At 34.5% G+C, this 21179-nt stretch carries 14 protein-coding genes and 1 tRNA gene; 2 read left to right on the top strand and 13 right to left on the bottom strand.

The window, feature by feature from the left end:
- Window positions 1-5: 5 nt before the first annotated feature.
- The 8 genes from H0I23_RS16690 to H0I23_RS16655 are packed head-to-tail and all read right to left on the bottom strand — an operon-like array spanning window position 6 to window position 11683.
- Window positions 6-1835 (bottom strand): cbb3-type cytochrome c oxidase subunit I, encoded by a 1830-nt coding sequence (locus H0I23_RS16690; protein WP_216784417.1) that lies wholly within the window; start codon window positions 1833-1835, stop codon window positions 6-8.
- A gap of 45 nt (window positions 1836-1880) precedes the next feature.
- A complete protein-coding gene (locus tag H0I23_RS16685; protein WP_216784416.1) occupies window positions 1881-2945 on the bottom strand; it encodes a cytochrome c oxidase subunit II in 1065 nt (354 codons plus the stop codon).
- A 26-nt stretch (window positions 2946-2971) separates the two neighbouring features.
- The gene (locus tag H0I23_RS16680) at window positions 2972-4312 is read right to left on the bottom strand and encodes a quinol:cytochrome C oxidoreductase (RefSeq protein WP_216784415.1); all 1341 of its coding nucleotides are present in this window, start codon (window positions 4310-4312) and stop codon (window positions 2972-2974) included.
- Window positions 4313-4328: 16 nt separating this feature from the next.
- The gene (locus H0I23_RS16675) at window positions 4329-4889 is read right to left on the bottom strand and encodes a cytochrome c (protein ID WP_216784414.1); all 561 of its coding nucleotides are present in this window, start codon (window positions 4887-4889) and stop codon (window positions 4329-4331) included.
- 11 nt (window positions 4890-4900) lie between these two features.
- The gene (locus tag H0I23_RS16670; RefSeq protein WP_216784413.1) at window positions 4901-5422 is read right to left on the bottom strand and encodes a DUF3341 domain-containing protein; all 522 of its coding nucleotides are present in this window, start codon (window positions 5420-5422) and stop codon (window positions 4901-4903) included.
- A gap of 2 nt (window positions 5423-5424) precedes the next feature.
- The gene (gene nrfD, locus H0I23_RS16665; RefSeq protein WP_216784412.1) at window positions 5425-7152 is read right to left on the bottom strand and encodes an NrfD/PsrC family molybdoenzyme membrane anchor subunit; all 1728 of its coding nucleotides are present in this window, start codon (window positions 7150-7152) and stop codon (window positions 5425-5427) included.
- 40 nt (window positions 7153-7192) lie between these two features.
- Window positions 7193-10306, bottom strand: coding sequence for a TAT-variant-translocated molybdopterin oxidoreductase (locus tag H0I23_RS16660; RefSeq protein ID WP_216784411.1), 3114 nt, complete (start codon window positions 10304-10306; stop codon window positions 7193-7195).
- A 36-nt stretch (window positions 10307-10342) separates the two neighbouring features.
- Entirely contained in the window at window positions 10343-11683 is a 1341-nt protein-coding gene (locus tag H0I23_RS16655; protein WP_216784410.1) for a c-type cytochrome, read from the bottom strand.
- Window positions 11684-11910: 227 nt separating this feature from the next.
- Here H0I23_RS16655 and H0I23_RS16650 point away from each other — a divergent pair, with 227 nt between their 5' ends.
- On the top strand, window positions 11911-12270 hold the full coding sequence (locus H0I23_RS16650) for an SPOR domain-containing protein (protein WP_216784409.1): 360 nt from the start codon (window positions 11911-11913) through the stop codon (window positions 12268-12270).
- 76 nt (window positions 12271-12346) lie between these two features.
- Here the strand turns inward: H0I23_RS16650 and infB are convergent, their stop codons facing one another.
- The 4 genes from infB to H0I23_RS16630 form a co-directional block, all read right to left on the bottom strand.
- Window positions 12347-15223: a translation initiation factor IF-2 gene (gene infB, locus H0I23_RS16645; RefSeq protein ID WP_216784408.1), complete on the bottom strand. Its 2877-nt coding sequence runs from the start codon at window positions 15221-15223 to the stop codon at window positions 12347-12349.
- Window positions 15224-15266: 43 nt separating this feature from the next.
- Window positions 15267-16499, bottom strand: a complete 1233-nt coding sequence (gene nusA / locus H0I23_RS16640) for a transcription termination factor NusA (RefSeq protein WP_216784407.1) — start codon at window positions 16497-16499, stop codon at window positions 15267-15269.
- A 12-nt stretch (window positions 16500-16511) separates the two neighbouring features.
- The gene (gene rimP / locus H0I23_RS16635) at window positions 16512-16973 is read right to left on the bottom strand and encodes a ribosome assembly cofactor RimP (protein WP_216786104.1); all 462 of its coding nucleotides are present in this window, start codon (window positions 16971-16973) and stop codon (window positions 16512-16514) included.
- A 192-nt stretch (window positions 16974-17165) separates the two neighbouring features.
- A tRNA-Gln gene (locus tag H0I23_RS16630) sits at window positions 17166-17237 on the bottom strand.
- Window positions 17238-17404: 167 nt separating this feature from the next.
- On the opposite strand from H0I23_RS16630, the gene H0I23_RS16625 reads away from it, so the two are divergent.
- A complete protein-coding gene (locus H0I23_RS16625; protein ID WP_216784406.1) occupies window positions 17405-20758 on the top strand; it encodes a DUF2723 domain-containing protein in 3354 nt (1117 codons plus the stop codon).
- A 62-nt stretch (window positions 20759-20820) separates the two neighbouring features.
- On the opposite strand, the gene H0I23_RS16620 is transcribed toward H0I23_RS16625, so the two are convergent.
- Window positions 20821-21117, bottom strand: a complete 297-nt coding sequence (locus H0I23_RS16620) for a co-chaperone YbbN (protein WP_216784405.1) — start codon at window positions 21115-21117, stop codon at window positions 20821-20823.
- Between the last annotated feature and the right edge of the window lie 62 nt (window positions 21118-21179).

The following is a 21179-nucleotide window of genomic DNA, read 5'->3' as shown; positions in this document are numbered from 1 at the left end:
ATTTTCTAATGATGCATTTCTTCTTCATCATCTTGAAGAGGAACTGTTTGCGGAACAAAATCTTGACCCGGTATAACATATGAACCATCTTTATTTGTTTTACTGTAATCATAAGCCCAACGGTGAACTTCAGGAATAGCACCTGGCCAGTTACCATGTATATGCTCTAATGGTGTAGTCCACTCTAATGTATTAGACTTCCAAGGATTCTGAGAACCTTTTTTACCGTAGAATATACTACTGATAAAATTGTATACAAATATCAACTGAGCAAAAGCAGCAATAATAGCAAACATTGTTATCAATATTTGAACATCAGTTAATTCATCAAACATTGGGAATGCAGTATTTTGATAGTATCTTCTAGGTACACCCGCCATACCAACAAAGTGCATTGGAAAAAATACTCCATAAGCACAAACTGCTGTTATCCAAAAATGAACATAACCTAAATTTTTATTCATCATTTTACCAGAGAACATTTTAGGGAACCAGTGATAGACTCCTGCAAATAAACCATACAATGCAGATATACCCATAACTAAATGGAAGTGGGCTACCACAAAATATGTATCATGTACGTTTATATCTAATGTACTATCTCCTAAAATAATACCAGTTAAACCACCACTAATAAATGTAGAAACTAAACCAATTGAGAATAGCATTCCTGGGTTTAATTGGAGATTACCTTTCCAAAGTGTTGTTATATAATTAAATGACTTTACCGCTGATGGTATTGCAATTAATAATGTTGTAAATGTAAATACAGACCCTAAGAAAGGATTCATACCTGAGATAAACATATGGTGACCCCATACAATTGTAGATAAAAATGCGATTGCAATAATAGAAGCAACCATTGCTCTATAACCGAAAATTGGTTTACGAGCATTTGTTGACATTACTTCAGAAGTAATACCTAGTGCTGGTAATAATACAATATAAACTTCAGGGTGACCTAAGAACCAGAATAAGTGTTCGTATAAAACTGGAGAACCACCTTGATAATGTAAAACTTCACCTTGTATGAATATATCTGATAAGAAGAATGATGTTCCAAAGCTTCTATCCATTATTAATAAAAGAGCTGCAGATAACAAAACCGGGAACGAAATAATACCAATAACAGCTGTAACAAAGAAAGCCCAAATTGTTAATGGCAATCTAGTCATAGACATACCTTTAGTTCTTAAGTTAATAACTGTTACAACGTAATTTAAAGAACCTAATAATGATGAAGCAATAAAAATTGCCATAGATACCAACCATAAAGTCATACCCATACCAGATCCTGATTGTGCCATTGGCAAAGCACTTAAAGGAGGATAAACAGTCCAGCCAGCTGCTGCAGGTCCTGCCTCTACAAATAAAGAGCTAATCATTATAACTGCAGACAAAAAGAACAACCAATATGATACCATGTTCAAGAAACCTGATGCCATATCTCTTGCTCCAATCTGAAGAGGAATAAGAAGGTTACTAAATGTACCACTCAAACCCGCTGTTAATACAAAGAAAACCATTATAGTACCATGAATTGTAACTAATGCCAAGTAAATATCAGCATCCATTACTCCATCAGGAGCCCATTTTCCAAGTAAAGCATCAAAAACAGGAGAAGATTCCCCAGGCCAAGCTAATTGCATTCTAAATAAAATAGACATTGCAATACCAATAGCACCCATAATTAAACCAGTAATTAAATACTGCTTTGCAATCATCTTATGATCTTGACTAAAAATATATTTAGTTACAAAAGTCTCTTTATGATGATGATGTCCGTGATCGTCATGTGCGTGATCATCTATATTTGCATGTGCTGTTGCTGACATAACCGAAATCTATATTTTATATTAATGTATTATTCTAACTTTTATTTATTGTCCTGATGAAGCTAACATAGTTTTACCGAAATTTTGTTGTTCAGCTAACCACTTATTAAATTCTTCTTCAGTTTCTACAATAATTTTCATTTGCATGTTGTAGTGAGATTTACCACAAATTTTATTACAAAGTAAAATATAATCAAACTCCCATGGATCAGAATTATCTTCTCCATTAGCAGCTCTTTCTGCTCTAATTTTATTAGTTCTCTTAACTTTAGAAATTACATCTGGATTAAGACGCATCTCTTCCGTTGTATAAATTGGAGTGTATGAAAACTCTGTTATCATACCTGGTACACAATTCATCTGAGCTCTAAAGTGAGGCATATAAGCAGAGTGTAATACATCTTGAGAACGCATTTTAAAATTCACCTTTCTACCTACAGGCAAGTGTAATTCTTTTACAATAACATCATCAGAGGCGTTTGGATCAGATTCATCTAAACCTAAAACATTAGCTCTGTCAATATCTATCATTCTAACGTTAGCATCCCCTAAAACATTATCAGTTCCAGCATATCTAGCTGTCCAATTAAATTGTTGTGCATATAATTCAACAATTATAGGATCATCTTCATCGTTGACATCCATAATGTTAGTCCAAGTATATAATCCCCAAAGAATTAACCCTGCTAGAACAATTACTGGAATAATAGTCCAAATAAATTCTAGTTTATCATTATCAGCAAAGAATAAAGCTTTTTTACCTTTTTCTCCTCTGTATTTAAAACCAAAGTAATGCAATAAAGCCTGTGTAATAGTTTGTACAATGAAAATGATCACAAAAGACCATAACATTAAACTATCATATTCTGCACCATGTTCTGAAGCAGCTTCAGGTAACAAAACTTTAGAATATTTCCAGAAACTAAAAATTGTAATTCCGTAAATGAAAATTAAAAAAGCGAATAATAAATATCCGTTATACTTATTGTCCTTATCGTTAGCAACTTGAGAATTATCTGTCTTTATCTGAGACAATTCAAAAATATTGGTCATTTGCCAAATTGCAATTGCCACTAATACTAAAACAGCTATAATTAAAAATGCAGTCATTGTATGATTTAATGTTATTTTTTATACTAGTAATGAAAATGCTTACTCTCTTCAATAAATGGATTACGCTTAGGCTGTAAAGGCGCTTTTGATAAAGCTCTAAATACCCAAAATATAAATAATCCTGCGAAAAACAATACTGATCCAATTTCAGGAATACCAATGAACCATTGATCTCCTACTGTAGAAGGCATAATTGCATTGAAAATATCTAAATAATGACCAGCTAATATAACTACACCTGCCATTACAACGAACCAGTTTAACCTCTTATAATCACTATTCATTAATAACAGCACAGGGAACAAAAAGTTCATTGCTATCATACCAAAAAATGGTAATTTAAAATCTGCTATTCTAGTAATATAATAAGTTACTTCTTCTGGAATATTAGAATACCATATTAGCATGAATTGTGAAAACCATAAGTACGTCCAGAAAATACTAATACCGAACATAAATTTAGCTAAATCATGAATATGGCTATCGTTAACATCTTCTAATAATCCTTTAGATTTTAGGTAAATTGTAATTAATGCAATTACAGTAATACCTGACACAAACATACTTGCGAATATATACCATCCAAACAAAGTACTAAACCAGTGTGGATCAACACTCATAATCCAATCCCAAGACATCATTGACTCTGTAACCAAATAGAAAACTAAGAAACCTGCTGAGGCTCTAAAATTCTTTTTAAAATTCGTATCATCGTCTGATTCATCTTGAGCTAAAGATAACTTTCTACTATATTCTCTATATAATATCCAACCACCTAGAAAGATTGCTGCTCTGATTAAAAAGAAAGGACCGTTTAAGTATCCTGATTTACCTTGTAATAAAGCATCATGTGCAACAACATCAGCATCCATCCAAACGAATAAATGATTCATATGTGCTACAGATAAAGCTAATATTATAAACACTATTATTCCACCAGGCACTAAATAAGACGTGATACCTTCCATTACTCTGAAAAGTAATGGAGACCAACCAGCTTGTGCTGCTCTTTGTATTGCATTAAAAGCTAAAACACCTAATGCTATCATAAAGAAAAAGAAAGCTGCAACGTATAATGCCGCCCAAGGTCTATTTTGTAATTGATGCAACAAATGTTCATCGTGAGATGAATCATGAGCTTCGCCATGTGCTTCTGAAGCTTCATGATGTGAATCACTAGCTTTAGCTGGGTGAACAGCTTCTTCTGGATGACCACCACCGTGCCCATCATCATGACTAGCAACCATTGCCTTAGCTTCTTGAACTGAACCTGGCATTGAAACAAATCCAATACCAATTCCAATAGCGCCTATGACCATTAAAATTATCGAAGCAATTTTTAATCTATTTGAAACAGTGTACATATCTAAAATCTATGTATTATTTTGTTAAGTCTTGTTTTAATTTCATCACGTACTCAGCAACTTGCCAACGTTCTTCGTGATTAAGCTGATTTGCGTAAGAACCCATAGAGTTCAAACCATAGTAAATAGTATGATAAGTACTTCCTATAGAAATATTTCTTCCTGCATCAGAGTAATTAGGAACACCAAGAATTTTTTCTCTTTTTACTAAGTTACCTTGACCGTCACCTTTATTACCATGACATACAGCACAATAAATTGTATATAATTCTGCACCTACGGCTAAATTTTCTATTGATCTAACAGAATCTAAAGGACTAGCTTGTAATCTAGCTAACTCTTTACCTTCTAATCCATTCGCAAATTCATAAGGAATATGTCCCCTTGAAATTGTTCCTTCTACAGGTAAATTAGCCTCTACACCACTAGGTAAGAAATCAACTTTCTGATACGTTTCGTAACCTATAGATTCGTACATGTTCGGCATATATTGGTAATTTCTATCATTCTTGTTAAAACAAGAACTAAAGGATACCAAAACCAATAAGATTGCTACTATTTTTATAAAACTCTTCATATCTCTATTCGCTACTTTTCTGAAATATTAATTTCAACCGCTCCAGTTTCTGATAATAATTTTCTCAATTCATCTTCATTATTATGAATTTCGATTTCCATTAAAAAATGATCATCAGTCGTTCTTTTGTCTGGGTTTTCAGCTTCCTTAAAAGGCCATAATTTACTTCTCATATAAAAAGTAATTACCATTAAATGGGCCGCAAAAAACACTGTAAGTTCAAACATAATAGGAACGAACGCTGGTAAATTTTCTAAATAACTAAAGCTTGGTTTACCACCAATATCTTGTGGCCAATCTTCAATCATTATAAAATTCATCATTGTAACTGCTACAGACAAACCGATACAACCATATATAAAAGCAGTAATCGCTATTCTAGTCGGCGCTAATCCCATTGCTTTGTCTAGTCCGTGAACTGGAAAAGGACAATAAATTTCTTCAATGTGGTGCTTAGCCAATTTTACTTTCTTTACAGCGTGCATTAAAACATCATCATCTGTATAAAGCGCATGTATAACTTTAGATGCCATATCTATTTATTGTTATTTAAAATCTTAGCTTGACTCGCCCAATCATCACGTTGTGCTCTTCCTGGGAAAGAGCCCGTAATAGAATCTAACAAGTCGTATTCTTTTTCTGTCATTTTACCTACTTGAGAAAACTTAAATATACCTATTTGGTTTAAAGTTTTTTCCATCTGAGGTCCAATTCCTTTTACTTCCTTCAAATCATCTGGAGTTTCTGTCGTCGCATCAAATACCCCTAAAGTATTTAATAAAGACGAGACTTGCTCTTTATCAGCTTCAACAGGAAGAGATTTCTCTTCAACGATAGCATCTTTAATAGCTACTGTTTGCTTTATTTCATATAAAGGTTTTCCAGCGTCACGAAGTAATTTATATTTCTCTCCTGAAGACTTCATTATCGACTTAACTTCTGCCTGTGCAATTACAGGGAAAGTTCTTGCATATAATAAGAATAATACAAAGAAGAAACCTATTGTTCCGACAAATATTCCGATATCAACAAATGTTGGAGAGAACATTGTCCAAGAAGATGGTAAGTAATCACGGTGTAATGATGTCACAATAATTACAAAACGCTCAAACCACATTCCTATATTAACAACTATAGATATCCCGAAAGAGAACATTATACTTGTTCTTAATTTTTTTGACCACATAAATTGCGGAGAAAAAACATTACAAGTCATCATTGCCCAATATGCCCAAGCATAAGGCCCTGTTGCTCTGTTTAAGAATGCATACTGCTCGTATTCAACACCCGAATACCAAGCCATAAATAACTCTGTAATATACGCACAACCAACTATCGAACCTGTTAACATAATAACGATGTTCATTAATTCAATATGTTGTAATGTAATATAATCTTCCATATTACATACTTTCCTCATTATAATAAGTAAAGTATTTACCATTGCGAAACCTGAGAAAATTGCACCTGCCACAAAGTAAGGAGGGAAAATAGTGGTATGCCAACCCGGTATAACAGAAGTTGCAAAATCAAATGATACAATAGTATGTACAGAAAGTACTAATGGAGTAGCTAAACCAGCTAATACAAGAGACACCTCTTCAAAACGTTGCCAATCTTTAGCTCTACCTGACCAACCGAAACTTATCAAACTATAAATCTTCTTCTGAAAAGGTCTAACAGCTCTATCTCTAATCATTGCAAAATCAGGTAATAAACCAGTCCACCAGAAAACTAATGAAACAGATAAATAAGTAGAAATTGCAAATACATCCCAAAGAAGCGGCGAGTTAAAATTAACCCATAATGAACCAAATTGATTTGGAATAGGAAGCACCCAGTAAGCTAACCAAGGACGACCCATGTGTATTACCGGAAATAAACCAGCTTGTACAACCGAGAAAATTGTCATTGCCTCTGCAGAACGGTTAATTGCCATTCTCCATTTCTGACGAAATAACAATAATACTGCCGAAATTAAGGTTCCTGCATGACCAATACCAACCCACCAAACGAAGTTAGTAATATCCCATGCCCAACCTACAGTTTTATTTAAACCCCAAGTACCAATACCTGTAGTTATTGTATAAGTCATACAACCAACACCCCAAAGGAATGCTACAAGTGCGATTGAAAAAACAATCCACCATTGCTTATTGGCTTTACCTTCAACTGGACGAGCAATATCAACAGAAATATCGTGATAGCTTTTATCCCCAAGTACTAAAGGTTTTCTAATAGGTGCTTCGTAATGCGACGCCATATTTTATATTATAGTTACGTTGATCTTTTTATTATACTCCTTAAACTTCTTCCGTGTTTCTAACTTTCACATGATAGAATACATTTGGCTTAGTACCTACGTGCTCTAATAAGTGATACATACGATCGCTTTCCTTAAGTTCAGCAATCTCACTTTCCTTATCATTAACATCTCCAAATACCATTGCTCCACTACTACAAGCTGCAGAACAAGCTGTTTGAAACTCACCATCTTTTATAACCCTACCATCTCTCTTGGCATCTAAGATAGTTTTCTGTGTTTTTTGCATACACATAGAACATTTCTCCATAACACCTCTAGAACGAACAGTAACATCAGGGTTAATAACCATCTTACCTAAGTCATTATTCATATGATAATCAAACTCGTCGTTATTATTATATAAGAACCAGTTAAATCTACGAACTTTATAAGGACAGTTGTTTGCACAATATCTTGTACCAACACATCTATTATAAGCCATATGATTTTGACCTTGACGACCATGTGAAGTAGCAGCAACAGGGCAAACAGTCTCACAAGGAGCATGATTACAATGCTGACACATTACAGGTTGAAAAGCTACTTGAGGATTAGCAGAAGGATCTTCTAACTCACCAAAACCACTTAACGAACCTTTGTCACCAGATAAACCATCAAACTCATTTTTCTTAGTATTATCACCTTCAAAAGTATCTTCTGAAGAGTAATATCTGTCAATACGCAACCAATGCATATCTCTAGATTTTCTAACTTCTTCTTTACCAACTACAGGAACGTTATTTTCCGCATGACATGCAATAACACAAGAACCACAACCAGTACATGCATTTAAATCTATAGATAGATTAAAATGATGCCCAATTGAACGATCAAAACTATCCCACAAATCAACAGATGTAGCTAAAACTTCTTGATGATCTAAAGATACAACAGGCTGAACATTCCATTCTTTTGCATCTTTTGTATTGAATATCTCTAAAGTAGTTTCTTTAATGATATCACCTCTACCCATCAATGTTTTATGCAACTGAACACAAGCGAACTCATGATTACCAGCAGACTTCTCAACAGAAACAGATTGAATATTTGAAAATTCTTGATACAAAGGGTATGCATTAACACCCGTTTGCATTTCTTCTTTTAAGCCAATTTTTTTACCATAACCAAAAGACAAACCAACAGAACCAACTGCCTGACCTGGCTGAATAATCACAGGAACCTTATCTACAGAAACACCATTAACAGTTAATTTAGCATAACTACCATCTAAACCACCATTTGCAACGTTTTCATTCACGAAGCCCAACCTATCAGCATCTGCCTTAGAAATAGTAACGTAGTTATCCCAAGACACACGAGTTATTGGATCTGGGAATTCTTGTAACCAAGGGTTACTTGCCATCTGACCATCACCCATTCCCGTCTTAGAATATAATGACAACTCCATACCCTCACTTGATGCAGAAGATAAAGAACGAATTGCAGAAGCCAAAGGAATTGTATTCACAATAGACTCACCTTCTACAACATCAGCAACAATAGCATTAATTTCAGCATCTAACACAGAAGAGCCACTTTCTAACGAATAAACACCATCATGCAATGCTTGATTCCACTCAGAACCACCTAATACAGATGAAACCCAAGTTTCTTTTATATAATCATAATACGTTTTATCACTACCCATCCATTTTAAGATAGAAGATTGTAATTGACGCGTATCAAATAATTCTTTAATAGTTGGCTGCATTAAACCATAATGCCCTTTTTTAACTTGAACATCACCCCACGATTCTAAATAATGAGAAGCAGCTGCAACATACTTAGTTAAACTTGTAGTTTCATTTTCATTTAAAGAAAAACCAACCGAAAGTTCAACACTCTTAAGACCTTCAACGAAATCAGATGAGTTTGGCAAAGAATAAACTGGATTAACACCATCCATTATAATTGCCCCAACTCTACCCGCCTTCATATCAGCAATTAAAGCATTAACAGCTTTAACATTCCCCTGCCTAACATACTTAGGTGATTTAACATCAAAAGCCGAACTCTTAAGCATTTCATTAATAGCCAAAACAACAGCTTGAGCATTTTCATCATCTAAACCCGTAACAACAACAGCACTAGAACCAGCTTTGCGAATCTGAGAAACCACAACATCTAACGCTTTACTAGTAGCATCATTTAAATCACCACCAACAGAAGCCCCATTTAACTTAGCATACAAATGCGCCAAAGCAACTTTTTGATCAGTAGGCTTCAAAGGTATTCTCTTATCTGCATTAGCACCAGAAAGAGACATATTAGCCTCAAACTGAATATGCTTAGACATTTTTCCTTTTTGAGGAACACGACCCTTAGAATAACCACTATCGTAGCCACCACCCTGCCAATCTCCCAAGAAATCAGCACCAAAAGAAACTATAACTTCAGCTTTAGAAAAATCATAATCAGCCAATGCTCGCTCACCATACTTCGACTCAAAAGCATTTAAAGCAGCTTCCTCAGAAATAGCATCATAAACTACATGACTAACATTAGCATAAGCACCTTTAAATTCATCGATCAGCCTTGAAGTAGATGGACTAGCATAAGTTTGAGTTAACAAAACAACTTTTTTACCAGAACCCAATTTAGACTTAACAGCAGAATCAATAGCACCCCAAGCAACAGGCTCCCCTTCAGAAACCGGCCCCTGCAAACGAGTACTATCATATAAATTTAAAACAGATGCATTAACTCTTGCATTTGCACTTCCACCAACCTTAGCATCGGCATTGTTATGAATCGAAATTGGCCTACCCTCTCTCGTTCGCACCAACACACTTGCAAAATCAAAACCATTTGCAATTGTAGTCGCATAATGATTAGCAACACCAGGTATAATACTTTCTGGTTGCACTACATAAGGAATAGACTTAGTAACAGGCCCTTCACATGCTGCCATAGTTGCAGCAGCGGTACTAAAACCAACATATTTTAAGAAGTCCCTTCTATTTGTTGAAGAAGAAGCCAAATTCTCTTTGTCTCCTAAAAAATCATCAACAGGTATATCTTGAACAAACTCATTATGTCTTAGCGTCTCAACAATGGAATCGTTAGGATTTAACTCCGCTTCGCTTTTCCAATATTTTTTGTTTGATGCCATACGTATATCTCTGAAATTATCTCTTTATTAAACCAATTAATAGTGACACTTACCACATTCTAAACCACCCATTTGAGCAGCCGTAAGATTCTCTACACCATATTTCTTAGAAAGCTCAGCGTGAATTTTCTCGTAATACTCATTACCCTCCACCTTAACATTCGTTTCTCTGTGACAGTTAATACACCAACCCATAGTTAATGGCGCATGTTGCTCCATTATCTCCATCTCCTCTACAGGACCATGACAAGTTTGACATTCAATACCAGCAACAGAAACATGTTGCGAGTGATTAAAATAAGCAAAATCCGGAAGATTATGAACCCTAACCCACTCTACAGGCTTAGACTCACCAGTATATCCTTGAGTAGACTCATCCCAACCAACTGCTTTATATAATTTTTTTATTTCTCCAGTATAAAATTCATTGGTATACCCATTTTCTAAATCCTCCTGAGAAGGACCCTCTGGATTACCCGTGTATTCCGAAATTGATTTATGACAATTCATACACACATTCAAAGATGGTATACCTGATGTTTTAGAAACTCTTGCAGAAGAGTGACAATACTTACACTCTATCTTATTATCACCAGCATGTATCTTATGAGAATAATGTATTGGCTGTACCGGAGCATACCCCTGATCAACACCAACCTGCATCATCCAACCATAAGCGAAATAAGCACCACCTAGAAGCAAGAAAATAACAGATACCAAAACCAAAAATTGATTCTGAACAAAAGCCTTCCAAATTGGAGTTCTTTTTTCAGAAGATTCTTTCTCCAAAACAACACCATTAGCCTCAGCTATTCTTCGTAATGTTTTATTAACCATGAATAACATGATCACCAACATACCAAAAACAAAAACTAAAGCCCCTAATATAATTTCATTAGAAAAACCATTACTATTTCCATCTTGAACACCAACCGCAGTAGCACCAGGAACTGGAGCGGGAGCAGCAGGAGGAGGAGCCGATGTATAAGCTAAAATATTATCAATATCCCCATTAGACAAAGTTGGAAAAGCTGTCATTGCCGCCTTATTATATTCAGCATACAACTTATTAGCATAAGCATCTCCAGAAGCAATTACTCCTGAACTATTTTTAATCCAAGAATAAATCCACTCTTTACTCAAACCCTCATCCTCACTCAAACGTGCTTCCACATTTGCAAGAGCAGGACCTGTCATTCTTTTTGTCAATGAGTGACAAGCAGCACAGTTCTGATTGAATAGAGATTTACCCTTAGCAGCATCACCAGCAGACGCACTCTCGTCTTGCGAAAAAATAGAGGTTGAAAAAAACAGACAAACCACTAGAGTGATACCTAAAACTTTAGAAAATTGATTGCGGTACGGAACCTTTTTCATATTTAAATAATTTCTATAGATTCTCGGCATGATTATTACTATAAATATCAATAGCTAATTTACACCTTGAAATCGCATGCAAAAATACGACATAGACTTTATTTTAGAAATGTTAAGGTATTTATAATTCTTAATTTATAATTATTCTAAATAAAAAATATGTTGTTTTCTCTATTCATTAAAAAATTACTTTTGCAAAACACAATTTAAAGAAAAACATAAGCAATATGAAAATTATAATTAACAGCTTGATTTTTACAGTTTTCACTCTTAACTGCGTAGCACAAGAAGGAAACATTCAAATAAACCAAGACAGTAAAATTGAAAAATTATTAGAGATATACAAGTCTATAGACGAAAGCTCTGATGTATATCAAATACAAATTTACAACGGCTCACTAAGTGGTGCGAATCATAAAAAATCTAATTTAGACTCTGATTTTCCAAAATGGAAGACAAAAATTGTTCACGTAGACACAGATTATAGAGTTAGAATTGACGGAATAAAAACAGCTCTAGAAGCCGAAAGAAAATACAATGAGGTTAGAAAAAAATATCCAGCAGCAATGATTATTACTCCAAATTAAAAAAGAATTTATTAAATATAAAGCATAAAAAAAGACCTGAAATTCAGGTCTTTTTTTATGCTTTATATATTTGAAATTATTTCAATTTCTTCTTAACAGCCACTTCTTGGAAAGCTTCAACAATATCAAGTTCTCTAATATCATTATAATTCTTAACCTGCAATCCACAATCGTATCCTTTAGCTACTTCTTTAGCATCATCTTTAAATCGTTTTAATGAAGTTAATTCCCCTGTGAAGACAACAACACCATCTCTAATCAATCTAATATTAGAATTTCTATATATTTTACCAGTCGTAACCATACAACCAGCAATAGTACCGACTTTAGATATTTTGAAAGTTTCACGAATTTCAGCAGTTCCAGTAATCTCTTCCTTCATAACAGGAGAAAGCATACCTTCCATTGCATCTTTAAGATCATTAATAGCATCATAAATAATAGAGTACATTCTAATATCTATCTCTTCATTATCAGCTATCGTTCTCGCATTACCCATTGGCCTTACATTAAATCCAATAATAATCGCATCAGAAGCAGAAGCTAACAACACATCAGATTCAGTAATTGGACCTACAGCTTTATGTATAATATTAACCTGTATTTCAGCAGTTGATAATTTCTGGAAAGAATCCGTTAATGCCTCAACAGAACCATCAACATCACCTTTAAGAATTATATTCAACTCTTTAAAGTCTCCTAACGCAATACGTCTACCAATTTCATCAAGCGTAATATGTCTTTGTGTTCTAACAGATTGTTCCCTTAACAACTGACCTCTTTTAGCAGCGATTTGCTTAGCCTCTCGCTCATCTTCAAGAACATTAAACTTATCACCTGCCTGCGGAGCTCCATCTAAACCAAGTATTGATATCGGTGTAGAAGGACCAGCTTCTTTAATACTATTGCCCCTCTCATCATGCATTGCTTTAATCTTACCACTGCAAGTCCCCGCTAATACATAATCTCCAATTTTTAAAGACCCAGCCTGCACCAAAACAGTTGACACATAACCACGACCCTTATCTAAGAACGCTTCAACAACAGTACCTGTTGCTAATTTATTTGGATTTGCCTTAAGTTCTAATAATTCAGCTTCCAGTAATACTTTTTCAAGTAATTCTTTAACACCCAAACCTGTTTTTGCAGATATATCATGAGATTGTATTTTACCACCCCAGTCTTCTACCAATAAATTCATCTGAGAAAGACCATCTTTAATCTTATCTGGGTTTGCTGTTGGTCTATCAATTTTATTTATTGCAAAAATAATAGGAACTCCAGCAGCTTGTGCGTGACTAATTGCTTCTTTTGTTTGAGGCATGATATCATCATCTGCCGCAATTACAATAATAGCAATATCAGTTACCTGAGCACCACGTGCACGCATCGCCGTAAAGGCTTCGTGACCTGGCGTATCTAAAAATGCAATCTTTTGACCGTTATCTAAAGTTACTCCGTATGCACCAATATGTTGTGTAATACCACCACTTTCACCTGCAATTACATTTTCTTTTCTAATGTAATCCAATAATGAAGTTTTACCGTGATCCACATGACCCATTACCGTAACAATAGGAGCTCTTTCTTTTAAATCCTCAACTGCATCAACCTGCTCTTCAATAGCTTCTTCAATTTCAGCAGAAACAAACTCCACTTCATATCCAAATTCTTCAGCAACAATAGTCAATGTTTCAGCATCTAAACGCTGATTCATCGTAACCATGATACCAAGAGACATACAAGCAGAAATAATCTGCGTTGTTGAAACATTCATCATAGTAGCAACCTCATTTGCAGTAACAAATTCTGTTACTTTCAAAATTTTGCTTTCTAATTCCTGCTGTTCAAGATCTTTCTCTGTCTGCTGACGGTGTTGATCTCTTTTATCTCTTCTGTATTTAGCCCCTTTTCCTTTTTTAGATTTACCTTGAAGTTTCTCCAAAGTTTCCCTCACCTGCTTTTGAACATCCTCTTCAGTAGGCTCAACTTTTGGCGCTTGATTAAATCTAGGATTAGGACCTCTTCTATTTCCAACATTCCCCCCTGGTCTACTATTGCTACCACGAGGTCCGTTGTTATTTCCAGGAGTAGAACCTCCCGTATTGTTATTGCTAACAATTCTTCTTCTTCTTTTCTTTTTATCAGCAGCATCTCCTGCTTTCGGAGTCTCTTTTTTCTTCTTAGGCTTTTCGAACTTAGATAAATCGATTTTAGCTCCAGTAATTTTCGGCCCAGATAATTTCTTATACTGAGTAGTTAAAGTTTCCGATTCTGCTGGTTTTTCCTCTGTATTAGATACAGCCTCTTCCTTAGCAGGTGGCTTAACTTCAGCTACAGGCTCTTTCTTCACAACTGGTGCCGGTTTTTCTTTTTCTTTCTCTTTCCTTTCCTCCCTAGCCTTAGGCCTCGGTTTCTCTTTAGTAGCAGAAAGATCAATCTTATCGATAACCTTAAACTTAGGTCTGTCAGATGCAGCTGCTTTTACCACTTGTGGCTCAACAGGTTTAACCTCTTCTTTTACCTCAGGAATTTTCTCAACAGGTTTTTCTACCTCCTTAGTTTTCTCCTCTTCAGCAGGCTTTTTATTGCTTAAGTCTATTTTTCCAACAGTCTTAGGGCCCGACAATTCAGCTTTACCTCTGATAACTTGCTCAGATGCAGCTTTTTTCTCACGCTCTATTCTTCTATCTTCTTGCTCTTGCTCAAGCTGATGTCTTATAGCTTCTTTTTCTTTTCTCTTCTCTTCACCAACTTCTTTAGATGCAACCTTCTTGCTCATGTCCGTTTGGAATTCATCCAAAAGCACTTGATACACCTCATTAGAAATTTTAGTGGTAGGCCTTGCGTCCACATCATGACCTTTGGAACCCAAAAAATCTACCGCCCTGTCGAGTGAAATGTTAAGTTCCCTTAGGACTTTATTAAGCCTTATTGTTGCATTATCTGCCATAAATACTTGTTACTATACTTGAAATTTCTTGCTAATATATAGCTTAATCTGCTAATTCTTCTTTTAAGATACGCACAACTTCTAAAATTGTTTCCTCTTCCAGGTCCGTTCTCTTAACTAAATCATTCACATCCTGCTCTAAAACACTACGAGCAGTATCCATACCAATTTTCTTAAACTCTTCGATAATCCATGCATCGATTTCATCAGAAAACTCGGTTAACTCAACATCTTCCTCTACTCCTTCACGGAAAACGTCTATCTCAAAACCTGTCAATTGACCAGCTAATCTAATATTATGACCACCTCTACCAATTGCCTTAGAAACCTCTTCAGGTTTTAAGTAAACTTGAGCCGTCATTTTCTCCTCATCTAACTTAACAGACGAAACACGCGCAGGGCTTAATGCTCTTGTAACTAACAATTGAGGATTACTCGTCCAATTAATTACATCAATATTTTCATTCCCTAATTCTCTAACGATACCATGTATACGAGAACCTTTCATCCCAACACAAGCTCCAACCGGATCAATTCTATCATCATAAGAATCAACTGCAACTTTTGCTTTTTCACCTGGAATTCTAACAACTTTTTTAATTGTTATCAAACCATCGAAAACCTCTGGAATTTCTTGAAAAAATAATTGCTCTAAGAAAGCAGGTGCTGTTCTTGACATTATAATTACAGGTTTATTACCCTTAAGCTCTACGCTTTCAATAACCCCCCTAACATTATCACCTTTTCTAAAAAAGTCAGAAGGAATCTGTCTTTCTTTAGGCATAATAATCTCATTACCTTCATCATCTAATAAAATAACAACCTTATGCCTTATATGATGAACTTCAGCAGTATAAATTTCTCCTTCAAGATCTTTAAAATGCTTATATATTGTAGTATTATCGTGCTCATGAATTTTAGATATCAAGTTTTGACGTAATGCCAAAATAGCTCTCCTACCTAATTGTATCAACTTAACCTCTTCAGAAACATCTTCACCAACCTCAAAATCTGGCTCAATTTTACGTGCCTCAGTTAATGATATTTCCTCATTAGGCTCTTCTACCTCTCCATCTTCAACAACAACACGATTTCTCCATATTTCCAAATCCCCTTTATCAGGATTTATAATTATATCAAAGTTATCATCAGAACCGAACTTTTTCTTTAGTGCGTTTCTAAAAACATCTTCCAAAATCGCCATCAGCGTCACCCTGTCAATGAACTTATCGTCTTTAAATTCCGAAAAAGATTCGATCAGCGCAATATTCTCCATGTTGAACTATAATTAAAATTTTATAATAACTTTTGCTTCTTGTATATCAGAAAAAACAAACTCCTGTTTCTTTTGAACTGTAACCTTACCTTTACCTACCAGCTTAGGCTCCCTTGCTTTCCATTCTAAAGTAACCCCCTGATCACTAACATCAGTTAAATTACCTTCAAATTTACCATCTATAGTCTTGATTTCCAAAACCCTTCCTACATTCTTTTTATACTGCCTCGGCATAACTAGCGGAGATGTTGCTCCCGAAGAAGCCACCTCTAAAGAAAAATCCTCTTCCTCTCTATCTAAATTACTATCAATAGCCCTACTTATAACCATGCAATCTTTCAAAGTAACCCCATTGTCTCCATCTAGAGTTATATTGATTTTATTACCTGGTCCTAAAGTGAAATCTATCAAAAAAATAGATTCATTCTCCTTTAAACCAGCTTCTAATAATTCTAATACTTTTTCTTTAAACATAAAATTAAGCAATAAAAGAGGGGACAAATTGTCCCCTCATATATACTATTCATCCTTACAGCGGTGCAAATATACAACTTTTATATATACGGTATACATTTTAAAACCACAAGATTTTATAAGCGAAACAAAATCTTTTAAAAAAGAAAAAATCCCTGCTCTTTTAGAAAGCAGGGATTAACTTGAATTGTGTTGGTCCACAAGGACTCGAACCTTGAATGACGATACCAAAAACCGGAGTGTTACCAATTACACCATGGACCAATACTTCTAAAAGAGGTGCAAATTTAATACAAAGTTTCACATCCACAAATTTTTTAAAAAAAAATATTAAAAAAAATTAAATAACACTTGTTAAAGCTTTACAAAAAAAGAGATACGATGTCTATTTTAATTAGTAAATTCGCCATAATTGGTAAATTATATTATAGATGTTTTCTAAGAATTTCAAGAAATGGGATTCCATCTTAGGATGGGTTGTTTTTTTTATTGCTTTATTAACGTACGGTATTACAGTAGAACCTACAGGTAGTTTCTGGGATGCAGGTGAATATATTACTACATCCGCAAAACTCCAAGTTGGCCACCCACCAGGAGCACCACTTCTACAAATCATAGGAGCATTCTTTTCTATGTTCGCTTTAGAAGCTGACCAAATAGCTTTAATGGTAAATTACGTTTCAGGTGTATCGAGCGCTTTTACTATTCTTTTTATGTTTTGGACGATAACAAACCTAACAAGAAAGATAATTTCTAAAGACGAAGCAATTACCAATAGTAAGGCTATCGCTATTTTAGGAAGTGGACTAGTTGGCTCTTTAGCATTTACATATTCTGATAGCTTTTGGTTTAATGCTGTAGAAACAGAAGTATATTCAATGGCTAGTTTTATAATGGCTCTACTTTTATGGCTAGGATTAAAATGGGTTGATGACATTGAAAGCACCAGAGGAGATAAGTGGATTGTTTTAATCTCGTTTGTTGTAGGGCTTACTTTTGGAATTCAATTTATGGGCTTTTTAGCCATTCCTTCTATCGGATTACTTTATTATTTTAAAAAATACAAGACAACAACTATTAAAAACTTTCTACTAGCTAATATTATAGTTGTAGCTATATTAATGTTAGTTTACAAATTCTCTTTAACTTATGTTTTAGTTGCTTTTGGATGGAGTGAAGTGTTTTTCATTAACACAATTGGACTTCCTTTCAATTCTGGATCGATAATAATGGGGTTATTATTTATAGCTGCGTTCTACTTTGGATTAAGTTATACCAGAAAAAACAATTTCAAAACTGCTAATACAATTGTACTATGTTTAATGTTTTTATTTCTAGGGTTTTCATCTTGGATAATGTTACCTATTAGAGCTAATGCTAATGTTGTAATTAACGAAAACGACCCATCTGACGCAAGATCATTATTAGCCTACTACAACAGAGAGCAATACCCAGGCGTTGACAGCCCCATTTATGGAGGATATTACTCTAATGCTTTTGCATCTGCAGGTGAAGATAAAGATGACAAACCAAAGTACGAACAAGATGAAGCAACTGAAAAATACATTATTGTAAACAAATACAAAAATGCAAGTCAAGGACCAAACAAAAAACACGTAGGGCTTCTACCCAGAATGTGGAGCGAGCAAAATGCAGAAAACTATATGCGCTATTTTGGGCCTTTAAGCTTTAAAACAAAATCAAATAGCAAAGAATTACAAGACGCCGTAAAACAACTTAGAGAAGGCTACGCTAAAGGAGAAATAAGCGAAGCTCAATACATTCAATTTTTAAATAGATTTGGAGATTACATAGAAGTTTTACCTCCTACAATTTGGCAAAATATTGAATATATGTTTGAATTTCAATTCGGATATATGTATTGGCGTTATTTTATGTGGAATTATACTGGAAAACAAAATGATAAACAAGGAAGGTATGATGATAATGGAAATTGGATAAGCGGTATAAACACTATTGACTCATTTAGATTAGGTAGCCAAGAAAATTTACCAAGCGACATCTTAAATAACAAAGGTAGAAATGTATATTTCTTTCTACCCCTTTTACTAGGCATAATAGGTATCCTTTTTCAAATCGGAAAAAACCCAAAACAATTCTGGGTGCTTTTTGTATTTTTCATATTCACAGGTCTTGCTATTCAATTTTACACAAACCCATCAATTTTTCAACCTAGAGAAAGAGATTATTCCTTAGTGGGCTCATTCTATATTTTTGCAATTTGGATAGGCTTAGGTGTATATGGAATATTTGATGCCTTAAAAAAATTGATAACCCCAAAAATACTATCACCAGTAGTTACTATTTTATGTCTATTAGCAGTACCATTTCTAATGGCATACCAAAATTGGGACGACCACGATAGATCAAATAGATTTACAGCAAAAACAACTGCAAAAGCTTATTTAGACTCCACAAAAGAAGACGAAGGTTCAATTTTATTTACAATTGGAGATAACGACACCTTCCCCTTATGGTATGCGCAAGAAATTGAAGGGCACAGAACCGATGTGCGTATTATAAACACAAGTTTATTTGCTACAGATTGGTACATAGATCAAATGAAAAGACGCGCTTACAAAAGCCCTCCAATACCATCTCAACTAACACACAAACAATACAGATTAGGCACAAGAGATGCTATTTACTACCAAAATATAGATAATCTATACAATAAAGGGATCTCTGAATCTAGGTGGGACATAAAAGCTTTCATGGAATGGATTAGCAGTGACGAACCTAGAACAAAACTAAGAAGCGTAATTGAAGCTTCTCAAGAGCAAAGCACTAGCGACTATCCAGAAAACACCTTAGACCTAATTATTTACCCAACAAATCATATTAGGGTTCCAGTAAACAAAGAGAATGTTTTAAAAAGTGGTTTAGTTAAAGAAAAAGACTCTGCTTTAATTCTTGACTATATTGACATAGAGCTTCCAAAAAGTGCATTGCCAAAAAACAGGATTCTTATGTTAGACATACTTGCTAATAACGATTGGGAAAGACCAATTTATTTTTCAGGAGGAAGTTTTGATGACGGTGAATACCTTTGGATGAAAGACTACCTGCAACTAGATGGTTTAGTTTACAAATTAGTACCTATTAAAACAACAAACGAAAGTCCTTATGAAATGGGCCGAATCGATAGTGATTTAATGTATAACATTGTAAAAACATGGGAATGGGGTAACGCTGGCAGCTCTGAAATTTACCACGATACCCAAACTAGAATTCAAGGACTATCATACAGAGGCAATATTGCACGCTTAGTAGAGCAATTACTGAATGAAGATAAAATAGAAAAAGCAAAAGAAATGATTGACATAGCTGTTACAAATATGCCTGTTGATTATTTTGAATATTACACTTTTGTTGAACCATTTGTTGACGGGTACTATAAAGTTGGTGAAACAGAAAAAGCAAGAGCTTTGTTTTATCAACTTAAAACAAAATACCAGGAAAGACTGGAATACTATGCCAGTATGCCTTTAGACGAACAGTATGAAAAATTAAATGAAATTATCAACGATATGGAAGCCTACAATAGAAACGTAGACATCCTTATTAGAAATGGAGATAGAGAGCTTGCTGAAAAAGAAACTCTTATTTTCAATGAATATATTGATAAGTTTAGTCGGTTTGTAGACGGAAGCGAAGATCCTTTAATAAAAGACTCAACACCCATAGAGGACCCTGATATGATTGACTCTAACCAAATAGATAATACAGCTACAGAAGAAGAGCTAGATACTATTTCAAACTAAAAATAGATTAACACAAAAACCGAGATTCTCATCTCGGTTTTTTTATATCTATATCTTAAATTTTATAAATATTCGTTTAATATACTTATTAAAGTATTTGCATCTTGCTCACCGCTTTGCCTCCACACCATTTCACCTTTTTTATAAATCATCAATGTAGGCAACCCTTTCACCCTTAAAGCCCGAGAGAGCTCCTTATTCTTATCCACATCTATCTTTATAACCTTACCCTTATCACCTAAGGCAGCAGCTACATCTCGCAGCACTGGGTGCATTGCAGTGGATTGATCGTTCCACTCTGCATAAAAATCCAGTAATACTGGATCATTAGATTCTATTAGTTCACCAAATTTAGACATACTAGAATGTTTGGATTCGTTAATCAAATGTAAGAAAAAATGTTAAAACATTAATTTCTTAG

The sequence above is a fragment of the Cellulophaga sp. HaHaR_3_176 genome (genome assembly GCF_019021925.1).
GTDB lineage: Bacteria > Bacteroidota > Bacteroidia > Flavobacteriales > Flavobacteriaceae > Cellulophaga.
The sequence above is the reverse complement of the archived record's forward strand: the minus strand, read 5'-3'. Positions and strand labels throughout refer to the sequence as shown.